Annotated in this window: 14 protein-coding genes, 1 tRNA gene and 1 pseudogene; 10 read left to right on the top strand and 6 right to left on the bottom strand. The window is 60.3% G+C overall.

Features of this window, described 5'->3' with window-relative positions; genetic code table 11:
* Positions 1 to 322: 322 nt before the first annotated feature.
* Together QM467_RS16005 and QM467_RS16000 are read left to right on the top strand one after the other, a co-directional pair.
* On the top strand, positions 323 to 727 hold the full coding sequence (locus tag QM467_RS16005; protein WP_283367342.1) for a DUF3307 domain-containing protein: 405 nt from the start codon (positions 323 to 325) through the stop codon (positions 725 to 727).
* Positions 728 to 875: 148 nt separating this feature from the next.
* Positions 876 to 4049: an autotransporter-associated beta strand repeat-containing protein gene (locus QM467_RS16000; RefSeq protein WP_283367341.1), complete on the top strand. Its 3174-nt coding sequence runs from the start codon at positions 876 to 878 to the stop codon at positions 4047 to 4049.
* A 30-nt stretch (positions 4050 to 4079) separates the two neighbouring features.
* Here the strand turns inward: QM467_RS16000 and QM467_RS15995 are convergent, their stop codons facing one another.
* Both QM467_RS15995 and QM467_RS15990 read right to left on the bottom strand, forming a co-directional pair.
* Positions 4080 to 4808, bottom strand: a complete 729-nt coding sequence (locus tag QM467_RS15995; protein WP_283367340.1) for a FecR family protein — start codon at positions 4806 to 4808, stop codon at positions 4080 to 4082.
* Positions 4809 to 4911: 103 nt separating this feature from the next.
* Complete coding sequence (locus tag QM467_RS15990; protein WP_283367339.1) at positions 4912 to 7149, bottom strand: CHASE2 domain-containing protein; 2238 nt, start codon at positions 7147 to 7149, stop codon at positions 4912 to 4914.
* 151 nt (positions 7150 to 7300) lie between these two features.
* Here QM467_RS15990 and QM467_RS15985 point away from each other — a divergent pair, with 151 nt between their 5' ends.
* The 3 genes from QM467_RS15985 (at position 7301) to QM467_RS15975 (ending at position 11657) form a co-directional block, all read left to right on the top strand.
* A complete protein-coding gene (locus tag QM467_RS15985) occupies positions 7301 to 7762 on the top strand; it encodes a Crp/Fnr family transcriptional regulator (protein ID WP_283367338.1) in 462 nt (153 codons plus the stop codon).
* Between the two features lie 71 nt (positions 7763 to 7833).
* The gene (locus tag QM467_RS15980; protein ID WP_283367337.1) at positions 7834 to 10461 is read left to right on the top strand and encodes an FAD-dependent oxidoreductase; all 2628 of its coding nucleotides are present in this window, start codon (positions 7834 to 7836) and stop codon (positions 10459 to 10461) included.
* A 131-nt stretch (positions 10462 to 10592) separates the two neighbouring features.
* Positions 10593 to 11657, top strand: a complete 1065-nt coding sequence (locus tag QM467_RS15975) for a patatin-like phospholipase family protein (protein WP_283367336.1) — start codon at positions 10593 to 10595, stop codon at positions 11655 to 11657.
* Between the two features lie 220 nt (positions 11658 to 11877).
* Here the strand turns inward: QM467_RS15975 and QM467_RS15970 are convergent, their stop codons facing one another.
* The 3 genes and pseudogenes from QM467_RS15970 to QM467_RS15960 form a co-directional block, all read right to left on the bottom strand.
* Positions 11878 to 12012, bottom strand: a complete 135-nt coding sequence (locus QM467_RS15970; protein ID WP_283367335.1) for a hypothetical protein — start codon at positions 12010 to 12012, stop codon at positions 11878 to 11880.
* A 62-nt stretch (positions 12013 to 12074) separates the two neighbouring features.
* Positions 12075 to 12512 (bottom strand): annotated as a pseudogene (locus QM467_RS15965) (hypothetical protein); the annotation flags it as partial.
* Between the two features lie 160 nt (positions 12513 to 12672).
* Positions 12673 to 12736: transfer RNA gene (locus QM467_RS15960), tRNA-Glu, on the bottom strand.
* A 45-nt stretch (positions 12737 to 12781) separates the two neighbouring features.
* Here QM467_RS15960 and QM467_RS15955 point away from each other — a divergent pair.
* Positions 12782 to 14191 carry a tyrosine-type recombinase/integrase gene (locus QM467_RS15955; protein ID WP_283367334.1) on the top strand — a complete coding sequence of 470 codons (1410 nt, stop codon included), beginning with the start codon at positions 12782 to 12784 and terminating at the stop codon, positions 14189 to 14191.
* A gap of 91 nt (positions 14192 to 14282) precedes the next feature.
* On the opposite strand, the gene QM467_RS15950 is transcribed toward QM467_RS15955, so the two are convergent.
* Entirely contained in the window at positions 14283 to 14816 is a 534-nt protein-coding gene (locus tag QM467_RS15950) for a hypothetical protein (RefSeq protein ID WP_283367333.1), read from the bottom strand.
* Between the two features lie 145 nt (positions 14817 to 14961).
* Here QM467_RS15950 and QM467_RS15945 point away from each other — a divergent pair, with 145 nt between their 5' ends.
* Genes QM467_RS15945 through QM467_RS15930 form a run of 4 tightly spaced genes read left to right on the top strand, consistent with a single transcriptional unit; the run spans position 14962 to position 21960 of the window.
* Positions 14962 to 15837 carry a WYL domain-containing protein gene (locus QM467_RS15945; protein WP_283367332.1) on the top strand — a complete coding sequence of 292 codons (876 nt, stop codon included), beginning with the start codon at positions 14962 to 14964 and terminating at the stop codon, positions 15835 to 15837.
* The gene (locus QM467_RS15940) at positions 15834 to 19253 is read left to right on the top strand and encodes a DEAD/DEAH box helicase family protein (protein ID WP_283367331.1); all 3420 of its coding nucleotides are present in this window, start codon (positions 15834 to 15836) and stop codon (positions 19251 to 19253) included. The genes QM467_RS15945 and QM467_RS15940 overlap by 4 nt, the downstream gene beginning before the upstream one ends.
* Positions 19250 to 20773, top strand: coding sequence for a type I restriction-modification system subunit M (locus QM467_RS15935; RefSeq protein WP_283367330.1), 1524 nt, complete (start codon positions 19250 to 19252; stop codon positions 20771 to 20773). Before QM467_RS15940 ends, QM467_RS15935 begins: the two co-directional genes overlap by 4 nt.
* A complete protein-coding gene (locus QM467_RS15930; RefSeq protein WP_283367329.1) occupies positions 20770 to 21960 on the top strand; it encodes a restriction endonuclease subunit S in 1191 nt (396 codons plus the stop codon). The genes QM467_RS15935 and QM467_RS15930 overlap by 4 nt, the downstream gene beginning before the upstream one ends.
* The last annotated feature ends 6 nt before the right edge of the window (positions 21961 to 21966 follow it).

Here is a 21966-nt window from a genome sequence, read left to right as displayed (position 1 = left end):
CTCATTGCGGTCTTATGACATGAAGGTCCCGCAGGCGGCTATCGCACACTCAGCGGACGTGCCGAGGGCAAAATGAACCAGCGCTCGTGACCCCTTGGCGACATTCGCCGTTCGCCGCAAAAAGGTCTCAACGCGAAGGAAAGCGGAAATTCATTCGCCCGAATCCGCGACCGCAAATCTCCAAGATAGCACTGTCGCCTCGGGATGCGGCGCGATAAGGCATCGGCGATTGAAGGAGCTTCGGTCGCCATGCTATCTCGTTTGAGCGCGTCGCCAATGGAACGCGCGGCGACGCTCCCTCAACGCCAATCCTGTCGAGAGCATGACGATATTTTCGGCTGATCTGTCGATTCCTCTCGGCGCGCTGGTCTTTTGGATGCTGGTCCTGACCGGCAAGCATGTGCTGTGCGATTTCCTGTTGCAAACGCGCTGGATGGCGCTCGGCAAGGATGCGCCGAAAGGCTGGGCCAAGCCGCTGCTGGTCCATTGCGCCATCCATGGCGTCGTGACGACGCTTGGGCTTCTCGTGCTGGCGCCGCGATTCTGGTTCCTCGGCTTGGTCGATTTCGCCATTCACCTCTGCGCCGACCGCGCCAAGGGCTATTGCGTGGCGACCTTTCGCCTGACCGGGCGGGACGCCTGGTTCTGGTGGTTGCTGGGCATTGACCAGGCGATCCATCACCTTACCGATTTCGGCCTCGCTGTTCTGCTCGCCGCAAATAAGTGATGTGCTTCCCCGGCAACATGAAGGCGCCGAATTTGGCGAAGGGGCGTTATTTCCCAAGCTCTTGCACGGCATGGGCTTGACGGAGCGCAGGGCGCTCGCGCAATCATGCCGGGAACCCGCCAGCCCCTTCAACGAGCCGGCTCGACCGATGCACAGGCGCCAAATCCAATCTTTCGTCCGGCGGGCCGCCTTCGCGGCCGCAGGCGTCGCCGTCGCTAATTTCGGGCCGGCCGCAGCGCAAACGCTCAATCTCGCCGGCGCGGATCTTTCCGTCGACACGCTCAGTGGCTTTACGAGCGTCACCAATAACGGTCGTCTGCCTTCAGTCCTGACCATTGGGATCAATGGCGGCAGCTCGACCTTCGCGGGAACCATGGCTGACGGGCTCGGTTCCTTCGGGGTCGTCAAGGTCGGCGCGGGCGTGTTGACCTTGACCGGGACAGAAACGCAGGCGGGCGACACGGGGTTCACTTATCCGGGTCCCGTTCCGATCGCCGCGAGCATCGGCCCAATCACGACTGCGGTCACCGGTGGAACGCTGGCGATCAACAGCGGCGCCACCCTCGGCGGCGGGACTGTCGCCGTCAGCAACGCCGTTCTCGCCTCGACCGGCGGCGCGCCGGTCACGATCGTCAACCAGATGCTCATCGGCCTCGCCGCCAAGGCGTCCGCAACGGTCGACACCAGTGGCGGCGACATCCACATCGCATCGACCATCCTCGGTTATCAGCCGCCGGGCAGCCCGCTCGCGACCGACGGCGGTCTGATCAAGACTGGGGCCGGATCGCTTTATCTTGAGTCCGCCGCAGGAAATCTGTTCGGCGGCGGGATCCAGATTCAGCAGGGAACACTCGTCATTTCCGTCGCCCAGGATCTCGGAGCGCCGTCCGTAGCGACGCTGGCGAGCCTTGCGCCCGGCGCGACGCTGCGCTCCGTCGCCGACATCAACGGCGGCTTCGCCGGCGTTTTCTCACTCGGCTGCGCAGCACCAGGAGCCTGCGGCTATGCCAATTTCGCGCCCGACGCGGGCACGACCCTGACCGTCAACAGCGACGTCACCGGCGCCGGCGGCTTGCGCATGAGCGGCCTGGGGACGCTTTATCTCGATGGCGCCAAGACTTATACGGGCGGCACGCTGGTTTCTTCGGGAACGCTGGCGATCAACGATGCGACGGCCGCCGGCGCCGGCAGCTTCGGGCTCGAAAACGGCGCACGATTGCTCCTCATGGCCGGGGGCCTCTCGATCACGCCGACGTCCTTTTCGCTCAACGGCCAGGGAATCATTGACACCAACGGTTTCAACGGCTCGGTCGGTTCGGCGATCGTTGATGGCGCGGCGACGGGGTCATTGGTCAAGGATGGCGCCGGAACGCTGGCGCTCAACGCCGTCGCGACTTTTTCCGGCCCGACGGAAGTCCGGGCCGGGACGCTGGCGATGGGCGTTAACAACGTGCTCAACCCAACGACGACGGTCACCGTCGACAGCGGCGCCTTCTTGAACCTCGGCGGTCATGCGTTGACGCTTGCGGCAATCGAAGGCGTGGGAACGATTTCGGGGGGAGGGCGCGTCGCTTCGCAGTTGATCGTCGGCGGAACCGGAGCTTCCTTCGCCTTTGACGGAGTGCTGACCGATGGGTCGGGCCGCCTGATCCTGACCAAGCAGGGCGCCGGAACGCTAGCCCTGAACGGCGCGAACAGTTTTTCGGGCGGCGTCAATCTGCTTGGCGGCACAATTGTCGTCGGCTCCGCCACCGCGCTCGGCAGCGGGCCGGTTTCGTTGGACGACGGCACGACCTTGGCCTTTTCCGTCGCCAGCATGACGCTCGCCAATCCGATCCATTTCACAGGCGTGACCGATCCAACCATCGACACCGGCGCCGGCGCGATCACCCTCTCCAACAGCATTTCCGGCGCCAGCAGCCTGACAAAGATTGGCTCGGGCGCGCTGATCCTGACCGGCGCGAGCACCTATACGGGCGCGACCCTCGTCTCTCAGGGCCTGCTGGAGGTCGACGGCTCTATCGTCTCTCCGGCCACGGTCTATGCCGGCGCAACGCTGCGTGGCGTCGGCGCGGTCGGCGCGATCGATGTCCTTGCGGGGGGCATGCTGGCGCCCGGCAATGCGGCGCAGCCTTTTGGAACGCTGCATGCGACCGGCAATGTGTTCTTGGCGCCGGGTTCGATCTTTTCGGTCACCTTTTCGCCCGCCGGATCGAGCTTGCTGACGACGACCGGGTCGGCGAGCGTCGGGGGAACGGTCGCGGCGCTCTGGAGCGGCGGCGCGCCGACCATCGGCTCGCGCTACACGATCCTTTCCGCCGCGGGCGGGGTGACAGGCGCCTTTTCCGGCCTGACGGTCGCGGGCCTCGGCTCGCTTTTGCCCGTGCTGGCCTATGACGCCAACGACGTCTATCTGGCCTTTAATGGCCTGACCCGGCAGGCGGCGCAGAATTCGTTCCAGACGCAGGCCAATGACCGGTTCGGCGCCCTCGTGACCTATCAGGTGCTCGCCAGCGTCCTCGACGGCTTCAACGAACAGATCAATTGCACCAATTGCGTCAGCGCCTTCGGCTCGGTGGGCTCGCTCAGCGGCGGCGTGCATGGCCGCTATGCGATCAATGATGATTTGGCGCTGCTCGGCGGCGCGGCCATAGCCCAATATCACAGCGGCGAGGTCGAAGTGACCAGCTCGCCGATCTTCCTCGCCGCCCTTCGCTACGACAAGACCGAATGGGGCGCGTCGCGGCCCTTCGCCGAAATCGGCGCCGCCGCCTCGCCCTGGCAGAATGTCAGCTACAGGCGCGGCTATTTCGATGGCGTCGCCATGCGCCAGGGCCGGGGCGCGTCCAATGCCGACTCCTATGACATATTCGGCAAGGCCGGCTGGGTGATGCGCTGGTCGCCCGTCGATGAAAGCTCGGTCTATGGCGGCCTTTCGCGCGTGTGGCAGAACGCCGGGGGCTTTGTCGAATCCAGCGTGAACAACAGCTCGCCGGCGACGATCTCGCCGGGAATGGACGCGATCAATGTCGCGCGCTTCGGCGCGCAATGGACGCATCTTTTCGTTCCCAATCTTGAAAGCCAGATCAACCTAGCCCTGGCGCAATCCTTCGGATCGCAGAGCGGCTTGCGCGGCTCCATCCTAGGCTACGGCAATATCCAGACCAGGGGCAATGACTATACCTGGGCCGAATATGGCCTGCGGGTCGGTTATCGAGTCGCACAAGGACTTGTGGCGGATGTTTTTGCGGATGGAACGCTCGGCGCTGAGCCCGTGGGCGCGACGATCCATGGCGGCGTCGATCTGCGCTATTCTTTTTGACGAACGTGCTTTGACCAAAGCTGGCCGCGATCAGTGTCCGCAGAGCCGGCCGGCCGGCGTGGCGCCGGGCGCGCTCATTCCAGCATAACGGTCGCGGCGGCAAAGCTCGGGATCGGGGCCACAGGCGGCGTCGGCAAAGGAGAATGGCTTCTGGCTTGGCTGAGTTCCGGCCGAGGTGACGACAATGGTGTCGCCGGGGCGAACCAGTTCGCCGCAATGATAAGTCTTCAATTGACGCGAGTTGAGCCGGCGCGGATCGCCGTCGAAATAAGCGCGCGGACAAACCGCCGCGCCGCCCTCGACGAGCGTGACAACGGTGCGTCCGGGCTGGGCGTGGATGTCCAGGATCGTGCCGCGCACGCCGATTGTCGCGTTTCCAGTACGAATCTCGTAGGAATCCTTGGGTGAATTGCCGGAACTGAAACGGAAAGCGCCCTTGGCCAGGTTCACCGCCGCCTGGGAATAGCTGGTTTGGTCGTTGAAGACGAAACGGTCGAGCTTGACCGTGGAAACGGGGCCCAGCGCCAGATTTGTGGCGTCAACGAACACGAATTTTGCCGAACTGTCCGGGCCGGTGCGCACAGTCTCGTCGCGGAAGACGGAATCGTTGACGCGAAGGGGCTGGACCGCGCCCGCGCTGATTTGGGCGACATCATTATTGGCGAGGGCCGTCGCGCCGATGCGATCCTCCGCCCGCGCGCAGGAAAGCGCGAGCGCGCAGGAAAGCGCGGCAGGCAGGGTCCGTAAGGCTAGGGACATGATAGGTCCTGGAAGGGATCGTCGTTGCAGCGACTATAAGGCAGCGCGCACGCTTTGCCCACGCGGGCCGGCGTCAAAACCCCGCGATGTTGCAGGAATGCGTCTATTTGGCGTCAAGCGCGAGCAGGGCGGCCGGCGCTTCGGAGCGTTCCTCCTCCGCCAAAGCCGTGAATCGCGTCTTGAAAACGCGATACAGCGCCCGCCAATCCGGCGCGGCGGACGCTTCGAGCGTCTCGGCAATCCGCGCTGCGCGTGCAAAGTCCACGGCATGATAGGCCGAGAGCATGTCTGTATGCGCGCGGCGCCAGGCCTGGAACGCCTCGGTCGCGGCGAGAGCGGCGTCGCCGGCCAAAGCCAGGACGCGGGTCGGCGCGGCGCGGCCCTTTACGGCGAGGCCGCCGAGGTCGAGCCATGCGGCGTCAGGGGCGCGCTCCGCGACGGCCTGCGCCGCGATGATGTCCACGCCATAGGCTTTGCTTGCGCCTTCGAGACGAGAGGCGAGATTGACGTTGTCGCCCAGCGCCGAATAGTCGAACCGTCTTGCGGAGCCCATGTTGCCGACGCTGCAAGGGCCGAGATTGAGGCCGATTCCCATCCGCAAGGGCAGGACATCGCCGCCTGCATTTTCTTGACGCGCGCGATTGAGCGCTTCCAGTGCGCTGCGCATGGCGAGCGCCGCTGCGACAGCGAGCCGCGGGTGGTCGGCGACGTCGAGCGGCGCATTCCAGAAGGCCATGATGGCGTCCCCGATATATTTGTCGATCGTGCCCTCGGCGGCGAGGATGGCTTCCGTCATCGGCGTCAGAAAGGCGTTCATCAGCCGCGTCACCTCCTGGGCGTCGAGCCCTTCCGACAATTTCGTGAAATCCCGCAGGTCGGCGAACATCACCGTCAGCTCCCGCGTCTCGCCGCCCAGCGCGAGGCGCTCGGGCTGTTCCGCCAGACGCTCCACCACGACAGGGGAGAGATATTTGCCGAAGGCGGTTTGAATATGCCGACGCGACGCGATCTCGGCGCGCCACAGCGCCAACAGGCCAGTCAGAGTTTGCCACGAGACGGAGAGCGAAGGCTGCGCCGGATCGAGCAGCAGGCCCGATTTCGAAAAAGCCATGAAGGCCCCGCCAAAAAGGCCGGCGACAATCAGCGCGCCGGCGGCGCCGCCGGCGAGAGGCGACAGCGCCGGCAAAATGAGGGCCATCAGCAGGGTCAGCAGCAGCGCGGCGACAAGCTCCGCGCCGGGACTCCAGTCGGGCCGCGCCAGCAATGCGCCGGAAAGCATCTGTTCGAGGATCTGGGCGTGAATTTCGACGCCGGGCGCCGCGGCTTCGAGTGGCGTCGCCTTGATGTCTCCGAGACCCGCAGCCGTCGGGCCGACGAGGACGATCCGCCCCTTGATCTCGTCTTCCGCCACTTCGCCGCGCAGCAGCGCCGCGATCGAAATCATCCGGCGCGGGTCCGAGAGCGAAAAGCGCGGCCGGATCGCGCCCTGGCCGTCTGTCGGGATCGTGAGATCGCCAATTTTGATCGCATTGACGCCGGTCCGCGCGCCGAAATCGCTTTGGCCGCTGGCGTTGGAGCCACGGACGACGATGGTCGAGGCGCCCGACGCGAGGCGCAAAGCTTCGAGCGAAAGCGCCGGAAACAAATGGTCGCCGAGTCGCGCGACTAGCGGAACGCGCCGCACCACCTGATCGTGGTCCGGAATCCAGTTGATCGCGCCAAGTCCGGCTGCGGCGTCGGCCAGCGTGGGCAACGGAGCTGCGATTCCCGCAAAAGCCGGAAAGAAGGCCGCGGAATCGTCGCCAGCCATGGCGAATCCGGCCTTGGGGGGCATTCGGGGCGCGGCGGGCGGCGCGCTCCCGACGGCCGAAAGAAAGCTCAGCCCGAGAACGCTCGGCGCCTTGGCGAGCGCGGTGGCGAAGCGGGAATCATTGCTCGGCGTCCGCGCGAGCTTCTCAGCCAGCGCTTGCGTCTCCGTGTCATTCGGCAGAAGCGCGGCAAGCGAATCCGGGTTGAGCCGGTCCGGCTCGGCGAAAACGACGTCGAAGGCGACCGCGGCCGCGCCCATCTCGCGCAGCCTGTCGGTCAGCTCCGCGAGGCGCGTCCTCGGCCAGGGCCATTGCCCGAGCGCGCCCAGGCTCCGTTCGTCGATGGCGGCGACGCGCACCGGCGAATCCGGATCGAAACCTGCGGGATCGAGCCGCTGGAAGCGGTCGAACACGCTATTGCGGAGATCCGCCAGAAAATCGGGCCGGCTCAGACCGAGCGCCGCGGTCGCGGCCAGGTTGAAGACCACGACGAGGCGATAAAAACACGACCAGGTTTTCCGTCTTTTGTGCAAATGCGTCCCCCGCCTTGACGCCGCATGAAAGGCTCGGTCATTATCCCGCAATAGCGCAGACATAATGTAAAGCTTTCGACCGCCTCAATATGAGTTTCGCCGGACGCGGTCGAGCGTCCCGACTTTCCAGCCATGATAGAAGACGGCTTCAATGGCGCTGAATCTGTTCAATTATGAAGATCCTCAGGCCGATGTCGTCGGTGCCGAGGGCCGAATCCTTGGCGATCTCACCGATTCCGAATGGACGAGCTTTCTCGGCCTGATGGAGCGGCGCAGCTTCCATAAGGGCGCGCAGATTCTCACCGCCGGGGAGCGAGACCGCACGCTCTATCTTATCGCCTCGGGCGATGTGGAGGTCGTCGTGGACGGGCCTGGGGGTCGACGCCGGTTGGCGGCCATCGGCGAGGGCTCGGTTTTCGGAGAAATGTCCTTTTTCGACGGCGCGCCGCGTTCGGCCCATGTCATCGCTGAATCGGCCGTCGAAGTTCTGGCCCTTCATCAGGACCGTTTCGAACAGCTCGCCGCCTGGCATCCGCGCATCGCCCACAAGCTGTTGATGGACCTCGGCCGGGTGCTGAGCCAGCGTATCCGCCGCCTCAATCTTTCCGTCTGATCCTTCTCCGCGACTTGACCTGAATATCCCAGCGCCCCCGGGGGGCGCGCTCTGCGATGGAGCCCCGCGCGATGGCAGCAGTATCCGCGAGCAAAATTTTCGACAATTACAGCAAGATCGAGCCTCGCGTTCCCGCGATCCTTTGGCATGTCCTGCGTTTCGCGACGCTCGCAATCACTTTCGCCGTCGCCGCGATCCTGTGGTTCACGCCCGACCTCGGTCTGTTGTTGTTTTGGGGCCTCATCATTCCGGTCGTGCCGGCGCTGCTGATCATCGCGCCGGGGTTGTGGCGGCAGGTCTGCCCCATGGCTTTCCTGAACCAGATGCCGCGCGCCTCGGGCTTTTCGCACGAGAACACGCTGCCGGAGGGCCTGCAGACCGCCGCCTTTTCCATCGCGGTCGGCGTTTTTTTTCTTGCCGTCGCGATGCGCGTCCCGGATCTCAATCGCGACGGACCCGCCGTCGCCCTGGGCGTTCTCGCGGTCCTCGCCGCTGCTTTCGTTGGAGGATGGATCTACAAGGGCCGCAGCGGCTGGTGCGGCACCTTCTGCCCGCTCGGCCCGATCCAGCGCGATTACGGCCAGGCCCCACTGGTGATGGTGCGCAACGGCTATTGCCCGACCTGCCTCGGCTGCCAGAAGAATTGTTACGACTTCAACCCGCGCGCGGCGATCTTCGGCGACATGTATGATGACGATCCGCGCTATGCCGGACAGCGCCGTTTCTTCATGGCGATGATGCCGGGCATGATCCTCGGCTATTTCCTGCAAGGACCGGCGCCGTCCTATGGCGAGCCCTGGCATTTCCTAATTTTGCTCGCGGCGACCTGCGCCTCCGTCGGGCTCTACCAGATCGTCGTCAATTTCTTCACGCTCAATCCGTTCCGGGCCGCCAATCTGTTCGCGGGCCTCGCGATTATCGCGTTTTATTATTTCGCCGGGCCAATCGTGGTGAAGACGGTCGGCCAGCTGGCGCAGGTCGCGCCGCCCGCCGCGCTCACGGAGGCGAGCCGGTCGCTCGGCCTCGTCCTTGCCGCCGCGCTGTCCGTGCAAGGTTGGCGCAACGAAAAGGTTTTTCGCGAAGCGTCGAAATCCGCCGATCAGGTTCACGTCGACCAGAGCCGGGCGAGCCTGCGCGAACGTCTCGCGAGCTCCACGGCCGCCATGGTGGTCGAGCAAAGCTCCGGCGCCTCCTTCCCCGTCGCGCCGGACCAGACGCTCCTGGATGCGCTCGAAGCGGCGCGGGTCAAAATCAATTTCGGCTGCCGCGCAGGCATGTGTGGCGCGGACGCCGTCGCGGTCTGCGAGGGCGAAGGCAATCTGTCGCCGCCGGGCGACGACGAATTGACGACGCTGCGACGCCTTGGTCTGGAAGGCAAGGCGCGTTTGGCCTGCATGTGCCAGGTTTCCGGGCCGGTGGTGATCGACGTCGATACGCGCAAGGCCAAGGACAAGCCGGTGGCCGCTGTGGCCAAGCCCGCGCTCGATCCGGCCAAGGCGTTGGGGCTGGGCAAGGTGGTGGTGATCGGCAATGGCGTGGCGGGCCTGGGCGTGGTCGAAGCCCTGCGGCGCGCGAGCGCCTCGGTCGAAATTGCGGTCGTGACCGACGAGCCGCACCATTTCTATAATCGCATGGCGATCGGACGCGCCATTTATGGCCGTTCGGGGCTGGACGGCCTCGCGTTGCTGCCCGACGAATGGTACGAGGCCAACCGCATCGAAGTCTGGCGCAACACCAAGGCGACGCGGATCGACCGCGGCGCGAAGAAGGTCGTACTGGGCGCCGGCGAGCCGCTCGCCTATGACCGTCTCATTCTCGCCACCGGCGCGCGCGCCGCCTCGCCGGGTGCGGATTACGACAAATATCCCAACGCCTTCGTGCTGCGCACCGCCAATGACGCGCTGGCGATTCGCGCGCGGGTCCAGGGCCATCAGGTTCGCAAAGCCGTGGTGATCGGCGGAGGCGTTCTCGGCATCGAAGCCGCCGACGCGCTGCATCACCTAGGCCTCGACGTGACCATCCTGCAGCGTTCGGGCCGGTTGATGGATCGCCAACTCGACGAGATCGGCGCGATGAAACTGACCCAATATCTCGAAGCCATCGGCGTCCGGATTGTGACCAACGCTGTGATCGACAGCTTTGTGGGAGAGGAAACCCTGCGCTCGCTCCGGCTTGCAAGCGGGGAGGAGATTCCAGGCGACCTGTTCATCGCCAGCGTCGGCGCCGTCTCAAACGCGGAACTCGCACGCGGCTGCGAGCTCGAAGTCGGGCGGGGCGTTAAGGTCGACGCCTTCATGCGGACCTCGGACCCCGAGATTTACGCGGTCGGCGACGTCGCGGAATTCCCCGGCGCCATGGGCGGGCTATGGCCGGTCGGCTCGGCTCAGGCGGCGACCGCGGCGGCCGCGATCCTCGGCGCCGCTAAACCTTATGTTGTTCCGAACCTGCTGTTGCAGCTCAAGTGCGACGGCATCGATTTGCGGAGCTATGGCCGCGTCGATCCGCAGAACGACGACGAGACCTTCACCGCTCAGCAGGACGACAAAGCCTGGTGGCGGCTCAACGCGCGCGACGGCCAACTGGTTGGCGCCGTTTTTGTCGGGCCGCCAGGCGAGTCGCGCGAATTCACCAAGGTAATCAAGGCGGGAGGCGGTCTCGACGCGATGCTGAAAAGCGTTGGCGCCTCGGCGTCGGTTTAAAAAGCATTTCGAATTATTGACGCCGCCAGAGCCTACGCGGTCAGGCCAGCATGACGGGAAATTTCTGGCGCCGGGCAAATGCGTGGCGCCCAGAACGAAACTTCATTCGGCAATGCGGCGGGGTAGAGACTATGGCTGTTGATTCGATACGGGAAGCAGTGAAAAAGCCCCGTTCAAAGCCCGCAGCGAAAGCCATAAATTTGGCTCTCCAAGGTGGCGGCGCGCACGGAGGCTTCACCTGGGGCGTGCTCGACCGCCTTTTGGATGAGGAAAGTCTCACTTTCGAGGGGATCAGCGCGACCAGCGCCGGGGCGATGAATGGAGCGGTCCTCGCCTATGGACTTGCGATTGGCGGCCGAGAAGGAGCCCGCGAGGCGCTTGCCTCATTTTGGCGGCGCATCAGCGATGCCGCCCGCCTCGGCCCTCTTCAGCCTAGCCCAATGGATTGGATGCTGAAGGACTTCTCATTGAGCTCGTCGCCGGCGTTTGCGATCCTTGGTTTCATGACGCGCTTATTGTCTCCCTATCAGTTCAACCCGATGAATTTTAATCCACTCAAGGATGCAGTGGAACAGTCGATCGACTTTGACGTGCTGAAAGGGCGGGATTGTCCGGTCAAGCTATTCCTGTCTGCAACCAATGTTCGCACGGGAAAGATCAAGGTCTTCGAAAAGGACGAAATATCGGTATCGGCGGTGCTGGCTTCAGCGTGCCTTCCCACGATGTTTCAGGCGGTCGAGATCGACGGCGAGGCCTATTGGGATGGCGGCTATATGGGAAATCCGCCGCTTTTCCCGCTGATCTACAAATGCCAGAGCGCCGACATTCTCATCGTGCATCTGAACCCGCTGGCGCGCAGCGACGTGCCCTACACCGCGGATGAGATCTTGAACCGCATCAATGAAGTCAGCTTCAATTCTTCACTGATGCGGGAAATGCGCGCCGTGAGCTTCGTGACCAAACTAGTTACTGAAAATCGAATTAGCGACCGGTCGATCAAACAGGTTCTGATCCACAGCGTCTCGAATGACGAATTGATGAATCGCCTGAACGCGGTCAGCAAATATAACGCGGACTGGGACTTCATCACCTATCTGCGTGACGAGGGCAGGCGGTGCGCGGGCGACTGGCTCGGGAAAAACCTTTCCAGGATCGGCGTCGAGTCGACGGTCGATATCGACCAGACTTACCTTTGAACCGAAGTGAGGGGCCGCTTCAAAGAGAACTAATTCTCAGGACGAAGCGCCTTCGGCCGTCCGGTTCTGGCGCAACCTTGCCCTTCAGCCATTGACCGGTGTTTTCTCGGGACCGGTCCTTCGCGCTATTCCCGCTTCCCGCCGTCAGCGGCCCTCACTTGCGGGATTTCACAATCGGGCTTTCACGACTAGCGTCCCCGCACCAGCGATGGTTGCCGCATTAGCAGGCCGCTGAAAAAGGCTCGCGTTTGGCTTTGAGCACGGCTTCGTCACCATTGTGATAGGCAAACTCGATCTCGATCGAGCCATCGTCGAGCAATTCTGCTGAGCCTTCTCCTGATACGTCGTCGCCCACGTCGAAGCCGATCCAGGTGAAGTCGATGGAGGTTCGGCCATAGGCGATTTCAAGGCCGGCTTCTATTGCGCCGAAGGCGATTTCACCGCGTCCTTCGGCGCTGATCGTGATGGTCGCCGGTCCACAGAGATCGAGATGGTCTCGATCCCAAATGTCGGCTTCGACAATGCGCCAGCGACCGAGGAGCTGGCAGTCCGCCGACCAATTGGGGTAGTGATGCTTTTTTTATAAGTCGCGCGCTTCCGGTCAGCCTTCGCCTCTTCGGCTTCGATCAGCGCAACAATGTCTTTCACTTCCCAGAGACGATCAGAAACGCCAGCGGCCATTGCAGGCGACATGCGCAGCTTCGAGTGAATGCGGACGAAATTGTAATACATCATGTGAAGCGCGACGGCGTAGGCGTGATTTTCGACCTTCTTGGAAAAGCCGTTCGTCAAGCGGGTGAAGCGGCGCATGTGCATCCGCATCGTCAGGTTCTGGCGCTCGACATAGGAGGTCGAGGCATACGCAATCTCGGCTATTCGTTGGACGGACGCAACCGCGTCTTTATGTGCGCGGAGGACGCGAGCGTTCGCGTGAATTCGCCGACGCTTATTGGGCAGAAGTTGGGCACGGACGCGCGCCTCGCTCCCAATTCGCTATCTAACTAATTGAATTTATTGGCGCTCCCTAGGGGACTCGAACCCCTGTTTTCGCCGTGAGAGGGCGTTAAAACCGCTTTTTTCTCATTTTCCGGACGTCAGCGAACGTCCACGGACGATCTAACATATTGATTTCTAATATCGCTATAAATTATCATCCGTCGACGTCCGGTGGCATTCGGGGACGTATTCTTCTCAAAAGTTACCCATTTTTTGAGGCGCAAATGGCTCGTAACACAGGCGAATTTGACATTCGGACTCCGTCGATTCGTTCCAATTTGCCTGTTCGGGGCGAGCCTTATTACCGGGACATCGCCCAAGGAATCGCGCTCGGCTACCGGCGCGGCAAGCATGGCGGCGCCTGGATCGCCCGGATCTGGGACCCAACGAAGAAAGCCTACACGAAGAGCAGGATTGGCCGAGCCGACGACAACGGCGCCAGGGCCAACGACGCCGGAACCTTCTCCTTCGACCAGGCCGCGAAGAAAGCTCAGGAGATGCTCGCCCACGCCGACGCGCGCCGCATATCCGGGGTTGCGCCCAAATCCGAGAAGAAGTCGGTCGACGCCCTGCTCGATCATTATGTCGATGGCTACAAGAGCGGCGCCGCCCGCCGCAAGCAGGAGCCGGGGCGCGATCTCGGCAACCTGAACAGCATCCTGGACCGTCACATTCGGCCCGCGCTCGGCCACCTCCGTTTGAAGGACCTGAACGCGAGCCTCTTGAAAGCCTTCAAACTGAACCTGGTGGAAGCGCCGCGCCTAACGCGAACCGGCCTGCCGGTCGGCGCGACGAAAAAGCCCCCGAAACGGGCCAAGCCAGCGGAAGCCTCGGCCGCAACACCAATGGACGCCGAGGTGCGGCGCAAGCGGCAGGCGCGCGTGAATCGGATCATAACGCCGCTCCGCGCCGCCCTGAATTACGGCCGCAAGACCTCTTGGCTCGCGAGCGATGCGGCCTGGCGCGACGCCCTGACGCCATTCGGCGCCGTCGATGGCGCTTCCGATCGCTACCTCGAACTCATGGAGTGCCAGGATCTACAGGCAGCCGCGGAACCGGATTTCCGGAACCTCATCCGCGGCGCGCTGATGACGGGATGCAGATACGGCAGCCTGCGGCATATGATTGCAGGCGACGTGGACCTGGATGCAAGCACGGTCAAGGCCAGAGTTACCAAGAACGGCAAGCCGCAGGTCATTCCCCTGACTGAAGCCGGGCGCGCCTTCTTGCGCGAGCTGATGGTCGGGAAAAAACGGAAGGACTTCCTGTTCACCAAGGCGTCCGGCGAACAATGGATGCCGTCAGACCAGACCCGCCCGATGAAGCGCGCATGCGAAGCGGCGGAGATCGACCCTCCCGTTACCTTCAAGGAATTGCGCGATACTTTTGCGAGCCACCTCGTCAAACGCGGCGTCCCGCTCCTGACCGTCTCGAAACTTCTCGGCCACGCCGACATTCGCATTACCGAGAAGCACTACGCCCATCTCGCGAAGGAACACATCCACGACGAACTCCGCAAGAACCTGCCGGATTTCTGAGTCGCGCCATTCTGATACGGTGGTCAAAAGCTCAGCTTCTGCCTGCCAAAGACAAAAGTTTGGAGTTTCAATTCAATGCTCAACTGAACGCTTAAGGTGAGCCATCGTAAATAAAAGCTTCGTTGACACGCTTGGTAACTTCATCCTCAGACTCCGAAACCGCAATCAATTCATACTCGTGCTCTTTGCCGCAGCCCCATTCCCTGATGGCGGCCCAGCCAACGACCATCTCCCCTGATTTCAGAGGAACCCAAACAAGAACGTCAAAATCAATGTTGGAGAACGTAAATTCCCCTGCGTACAGTTCTTCTTCTGTTGGCCTCGCTTTTCCAGCAGCGATAAGCGATATTTTCTCGTTACTCCAACCCATGTCTAACGCCTCAAGTTCGGCGTTAATATCGTCATCGCATGAACGCAAATCGTCGAGCCAATCTTGGAACTTTGTCTCAAGAGTGCCCCTTGGCAGCGCAACTACCCAACGAGAAAAATCGCTCCAATTGCTTTCTCCGGTCCAAAATTTATTAAGCGCTTCTTTTGCGAGAATCTGAAGATTTGGCATGCTTACATCAACCCTGCTTTTCTTGCACTTTGCACATTTGATTTGTTCCGACGCGCCGTCGGTCACGCCCCTGTCCGCTTCGTCCGGGCGGCCCTCGCATCGAGTTTGGACCCAAGCTAGCAGGAAGGGCATTGACTCAAGCCTCCATATACATATATAAACTATATGGATCGTTAAAAAATTCCCACCTCACTGGTCCGGCGAGAGAGCAATGACGCCAGATAAACAGGGACTCCGATGGGGAGTCGAGCGTAGACTCGAGTTCATCGAGTTTCGCCTCTATTGGGAGGGCGGTGTCAATCGTTCCGATATCATCGATGAATTTGGAGTGTCAGTACCACAGGCATCAAAAGACCTGACGCTTTATCAGGAGCAAGCTCCGGAGAACATCGAATATGACAAGAGCCTGAAGCGCTACTTTGCTACTCGGCGCTTTCAACCACGGTTCATAAGCCTTGATGCTGATTCCTACCTCCAACGTCTCGCGACGGCCGCGGAGTCAGACGGCTCGAATCCGAAGCCATCCATCACTTCATTGTGCGCGGATAGGCTTCCTATGCCACAACGAAAAATCCGTCCTGACGTCCTTCGCTCCCTGCTTGGTTGTGTCCGCGAAAAAGGCTCGATAGAGATTTTTTATCAGTCGATGAGCTCGATAAGGCCAGAGCCACTTTGGAGGAAAATTTCGCCGCATGCCTTCGGGTACGATGGGCTCCGCTGGCATGTCCGCGCCTATTGTTACATCGACAACAAGTTTAAGGATTTCATTCTTTCCCGTTGCCTCGGCGCCCAATCATCCGAACCCGGAGTCGCGCCGATCTCTGATGATATCCTTTGGAACTCAAATTTTCCTGTCTGCTTGGCTCCCAATCCTCGACTGGCTGCTCAACAGCAGTCTGTCATCGCTGAAGATTTTGGGATGCAAAACGGCGAGACGGTGGTGCCAGTTCGCAAAGCACTGTTGTACTATTTTTCGAAGCGCCTTCGGCTGGATGTCGCTGAACAATTCGATGACCCCCGCGAGGCTCCCATCGTAATCAAGAATCGCGTTGATTTCGATCTCGCTCTTGCGGAGGCGACCAAATGAAGTCCGCAAACTTTGAGATTCTGCGTGCCAAATGGCCTGAACTTGCGAGCCTTGGTGGGTTTGCCGAGGCGTATGCACATGGCGATCCTGCAAGCGCCCTTGTTAAGCTACGGCTGTTCGCGGAGAATCTGACAAAGGACATCTACCGCGATTTGGCTCTTCCCAAGCCGGAACAAGCCACGTTCGTCGACCTTCTCAATAACCAATCCTTTGCAGCGATCGCGACGAAGGTGGTGCTCGATAAGTTGCATGCGCTCCGCATTTACGGAAACAAAGCCGCTCATGGTGAGACGATTGTCGTCCAGAATGCCCTTTGGCTGCTTCAGGAAGCCTACGATCTCGCGCGCTGGCTTTTCATACGGTTCGGTAATGGCGATGCGTCGAAGATTCCGAGCTTTGTCCAGCCGGCTGCGACGCCAGGCGACGAAACGAAGGCACAATTCAAACGCGACAAACGGCAAGCGCTAGAAAAGCTGGCAGCACAAGAAGCGCAGATGGACGCCCTCCTTCACGAGTTGGAGGCCGCCAGGCAGAATGTCGCGACAGCCGAGAAGAAAGCAGAAGAACTCGCCCTTTTGGCAAACGCCAGCGTCTCAACGGCAAATCTTCTTCATTTCGATGAGGCTACGACCCGCTCGCGAATTATCGATAGTCTCCTTGCGGTCGCCGGATGGAACGTCGGCCAAGGGATCGCCAGCACTAAGGAAGTCGGCAAAGAGGTTGAGGTTCAATTCCAGCCAACAGCCTCCGGGCTCGGATATGCCGACTATGTGCTTTGGGACGACAACGGAAGCCCGCTCGCCGTCGTGGAGGCCAAAAAGACTTCGGTTGATCCGGAACGAGGGCGTCAGCAAGCCAAGCTCTATGCCGATGGTTTGGAAAAGACTTACGGCCGCCGTCCCGTCATTTTCTACACGAATGGCTATGACATTTGGATGTGGGACGACGTCCTTGGTTACCCTCCGAGGAAGCTGTTCGGTTACTATTCCAAGGACAGCCTTCAATATTTGGTGCATTTTCAGCGGTCGAGCCGGAAGCCTATCAACACGGTTGAACCCCGCGCTGACATCGTGAACCGCCTCTATCAAATCGAGGCGATCAAACGCGTTTCTGAGCGCTTCGCCGGCAACCACCGTAAGGCCCTTGTCGTGCTTGCGACGGGCACTGGTAAAACTCGCGTCGCAATCGCCCTTACTGATCTTCTGATCCGCACCGGCTGGGTCAAGCGCGTACTTTTCCTGTGTGACCGCCGCGAACTGCGCAAGCAGGCCAAGAACGCATTTGGCGATTTTCTCAACGAGCCGATTCGGATTGTAAGCGGGCGGGTGAACGCGACCGCAACCGAGCGCATTTTTCTTGCGACTTATCCCGCAATGCAGAAGGTTTTTCAGTCATTCGACGTTGGTTTTTTCGACCTGATCATCGCCGATGAATCGCATCGCAGCGTCTACAATGTCTATGGCGACATGTTCCAATATTTTGACAGCTTGCAGATCGGGCTCACGGCAACCCCTGTCAATTTTGTCACTCGCAGCACGTTTGGCCTCTTCGGTTGCGACGGCCAATTGCCGACAGCGAATTACGACCTGGAGCAGGCAGTCGCGGACGGCTACCTGACGCCATTCGAAGTTTTTGAGCACACGACGCAATTCCTTCGCGACGGCATCAGGTTGGAAATTCTGACGCAGCAGCAGATACAAGAGCTCGAAGACCAGGGCGAAGATCCGACGCAGTACGATTTCACGGCCGAAGAGATCGATAAGGCCGTTTTCAATAAGGACACCAACCGAGCGATCATTCGCAACCTGATGGAAAACGGCCTCATGGATTCGACGGGCCAGCTTCCCGGCAAGAGCATCATCTTTGCCCGAAATCACCAGCACGCCGTACTGCTGAGACAATTATTCGACGAAATGTATCCTCAGTATGGAGGGCGTTTCTGTCAGGTCATTGACAACTACGACCCACGTGCGGAGCAGCTTATCGACGACTTCAAGGGAGCCGGAGCGAACAACGATCTGACGATCGCGATCTCGGTCGACATGCTCGACACAGGCATCGACATCCCGGAAATTCTGAATCTCGTGTTTGCGAAGCCTGTCCGGTCGCCCGTCAAATTCTGGCAGATGATTGGTCGCGGCACGCGCCTTTGCGAAAATCTGTTCGGTCCGGGGAAACATAAGACGATTTTCCGGATATTTGACCACTGGGGAAATTTTGAGCGGTTCGAGACGGGCTACCGACCTGCGGAGCCGACGCAATCCAAATCGTTGATGCAACTTGTTTTCGAGGAGCGCCTGAACCTCGCGGAGACAGCGCTCACCCAAAGCGAAATCCCGGCATTTGACCTTGCCGTTGGATTGATCGGAAAGGACCTCGAAGCTCTTCCGGAAGATTCGGTCTCAGTTCGGGAAAAGTGGCGCGAAAAACGCGCCGTTTCCGCGCCGGCTACTCTCCAGGCATTCGCCCCGGCGACGGTCCAGATGCTCCGCCAAATCATCGCGCCGCTCATGCAATGGCGCAACATCCGCGGATACAGCGACGCCTACTCGCTCGATCTCCTGATCGCGCGCATTCAGGTCGCCGTACTCCGGAATTCGGCAGCCGTCGGCGATCTGAAGATTGAGCTTCTGGACCGCATATCTGGGTTGCAAATGCACCTGAACCCCGTTCGTGAGAAGGCGGACGTCATAAAGCGGGTCAAATCAGATGATTTCTGGAGCGGCGTCACTGTGGCGGATCTTGAAGTGGTCCGTCAGCCGTTGCGCGAAATCATGCACCACCGCGATCGGTCTGCAGCGACGCCCCTGCCCGCTAAAGTGATCGATGTAACCGAAGAGCTAGCGGGAGTTCAGACGGCGCGTCGAACGACGAGCCTCAAGACCGTCGACATGAAAGCGTACCAGCAAATCGTAGAGGCTGAACTTAAGCGGCATTTCGAAACCAATCCGACGCTGAAAAAGATTCGCGTCGGTGAAGCGGTTTCCGAAGCGGACATCAACGCCCTCGTCTCGCTTGTCCTGGTGCAGAGCCCCAATGCCAACCGTGACGTTCTCCAGGAGTTTTTCAGCGATACGGCTGTTCCGCTCGAATTTGCCATCCGATCTATTATCGGTCTTGACCCCGAAGCAGTGGCAGCTCGCTTCGCCGATTTTGCAGTCAAGCACCCAAAGCTTACCGCCAAGCAGACGCGGTTTCTTGGGCTGCTTCAGAATCACATCTCGCGATACGGATCGATCACGCTCGACCGTCTTTACGACCAACCGTTCACGGTTGTCGACGCTGACGGACTCGACGGCGTCTTCGTGAACCCAAATGAGGTCGACGACCTTCTTCAAATCCTCGATGGCTTCGTGCCCCCACAAGCTGGGCGCGCAGAGCCGAAAGAAGCCCCTGAAAGGACGGAACAGCTGTGATTACAGGTGACCTCAAGCGCCGGATAGACGCGCTCTGGACAGAATTCTGGCAGGGCGGGATTACAAACCCGCTGACGGTGATCGAGCAGATCACGTTCCTGATGTTTGCGCGTTTGCTCGATATTAACGAGACGCGCGACGAGAACCGGCTGAAGCGGACCGGCAAAGAGTTTCAGCGTCGGTTTTCAGATGATGAGCAGGAACTGCGCTGGTCGCAGTTCCGCCATCTCGGCGCCGACGCCATGCTGCCTTTGGTGCGCGACAAGGTATTTCCGCATTTCAGGAAAGATTCGGCCAGCGGCGCCGCCTTTTCCGAATTCATGAAAGACGCGCAACTGATGATCCAGAAGCAGAGCCTTCTGGTCAAAGCCGTCAACATGATCGACCAGCTGCCGCTGACCGAAGGCGACGCAAAAGGCGACCTCTATGAATATCTCCTCAGCAAGCTGACGACGGCTGGCATCAATGGCCAGTTCCGTACGCCGCGCCACATCATCCGGTTGATGGTCGATATGCTGGAACCGAAGCCAACGGACGTGATCGGCGATCCGGCCTGCGGCACCGGCGGCTTCCTCGTTCAGACGATGCAGTATCTGCTGGAAACGTACACCTCGCCGGAGGGGGTGCTGAAGGAGGTCGATTCCGAAACCGGCAAGGTGGAGAAAATTTACACCGGCGACCTGTTGGAAGAGAACCGCGAGCATATCCGGAGTCGAATGTTCCATGGGTTTGATTTCGACGCGACGATGCTCCGCATAGCCGCCATGAACCTGATGCTGCATGGCGTCGATGATCCCGACATCCATTATCAGGACACGTTGAGCACTGGCTTCACTGACAGGTTTCCGAAAGCGGCGTCGGAAGGCTTCAATGTCATCCTGGCCAACCCTCCCTTCAAGGGGAGCCTCGATTTCGAGGACGTTCACCCGTCACTGTTGCGGCAGGTGAAGACCAAGAAGACCGAACTGCTCTTCCTTGTGCTGATTTTGCGCATGCTGAAGGTCGGCGGTCGGTCGGCGACAATTGTGCCGGATGGCGTGTTGTTCGGCTCCTCCACCGCCCATGTCGCGCTGAGACGGCTGTTGCTGGATCACAACCAGCTGGAAGCCGTGATCTCGCTTCCGAGCGGGGTGTTCAAACCATATGCGGGCGTTTCAACAGGCATTCTGGTCTTCACCAAAGGCGGGCGCACCGACGATGTGTTTTTCTTCGACGTGGAGGCAGACGGCTTCTCACTCGATGACAAGCGTGACCCGATCGAGGCGAACGATCTGCCGGGCTGTTTGGCGGCATGGAGGAACCGGGACGCAAAGCGCGATACGGACCGGACGCAAAAGGCCTTCTTTGTGTCGACCAAGGAAATTCGCGAGGCAAACTATGACCTATCTCTCAGCAGATACCAGGTTCGCCCGCACGTCGCCGAGGAATACGAAGCGCCTGCGGTCATTTTGGACCGGATGAAGAAGTTGAACGACAACATCGCAACGGACCTCGTCGAGCTTGAGGAGTTGCTCGGATGAAAACCGTTCCTCTTTCAGCATGGGTAGACGAACTCGAAAGTGGCGCGCGGCCAAAGGGCGGCATCAAAGAGGGCGCTGGCGAGATTCCGAGCCTTGGAGCTGAACATCTGTCCGATGACGGAGGGTTCAACTTCGCCAAGGACAAGCGAATTCCCGATGGCTTTTTTCGTTCGATGACCAAGGGCCGAATACAGCCTAACGATATTCTGATCGTTAAGGACGGCGCAACGACTGGAAAGGTCAGCTTCGTCACTGGCGACTTTCCCTATGAGGAAGCCGCTATCAACGAACATGTTTTTCGGTTGGGGGTGAGCCGAAAGAAAGCTGACCCGAGATTTGTATTTCGCTACCTGCAATCGCCGCTCGGGCAACAGCAGATCATGAGCGACTTCCGAGGAGCTACCGTAGGCGGCATCGGCCGAACCTTTTTGGATAAGGTGTTCCTTCCGGACGTGACGCCCACTGAGCAAAACCGGATTGCGACGATTCTCGACAAAGCCGACGCCATCCGCCGCAAACGCGAACATTCCCTCATCGTCGCGGATGATTTCCTTCGGGCGGTCTTTCTCGACATGTTTGGTGATCCCACCACAAATCCGAAAGGGCTTGAACAAAGGACGCTATCCGCATGCGCGCGCTTCTCCTCGGGTGGCACACCGAGCAAGGCAAAGACCGATTATTGGTCCGGCGCGTTTCCTTGGGTCTCCCCTAAAGATATGAAAGTAGATGTTATTCTTGATTCCGAAGATCATGTTTCAGAAACCGTTTTTGAGCAGACGAGTTTGAAAAAAATCCCCCCTGGCACGCCACTCATCGTAGTGAGAGGAATGATCCTCGTTCACACGGTTCCGATGGCGATGACCGCCCGAGAAGTCGCTATTAACCAAGATATGAAGGCAATTCACTTCGACGATGATATCGATCCAATGTTTGGCTTTTGGTGCCTCAAAGTGCAGCATGAAGCAATACTCGCACGCGTTGAGACCGCAGCGCACGGTACAAAACGGCTAGACACCGATCGCCTGGGTGAAGTGCCAATCACGGTTCCTGATTCCGACGCTCAGCAAGAATTTTTGGCCATCATGAATAAATTTAACATTGTCCGAGCCGCAATGGTTGGGGCCTGGCAGGAAGCTTCGACGCTGTTTTTAGCTCTTTCCCAACGCGCTTTTCGCGGTCAATTATAAGGTCCC

This window comes from Rhodoblastus sp. 17X3 (assembly GCF_030056575.1).
Classification (GTDB): Bacteria; Pseudomonadota; Alphaproteobacteria; order Rhizobiales; family Beijerinckiaceae; genus Rhodoblastus.
The sequence above is the reverse complement of the archived record's forward strand: the minus strand, read 5'-3'. Positions and strand labels throughout refer to the sequence as shown.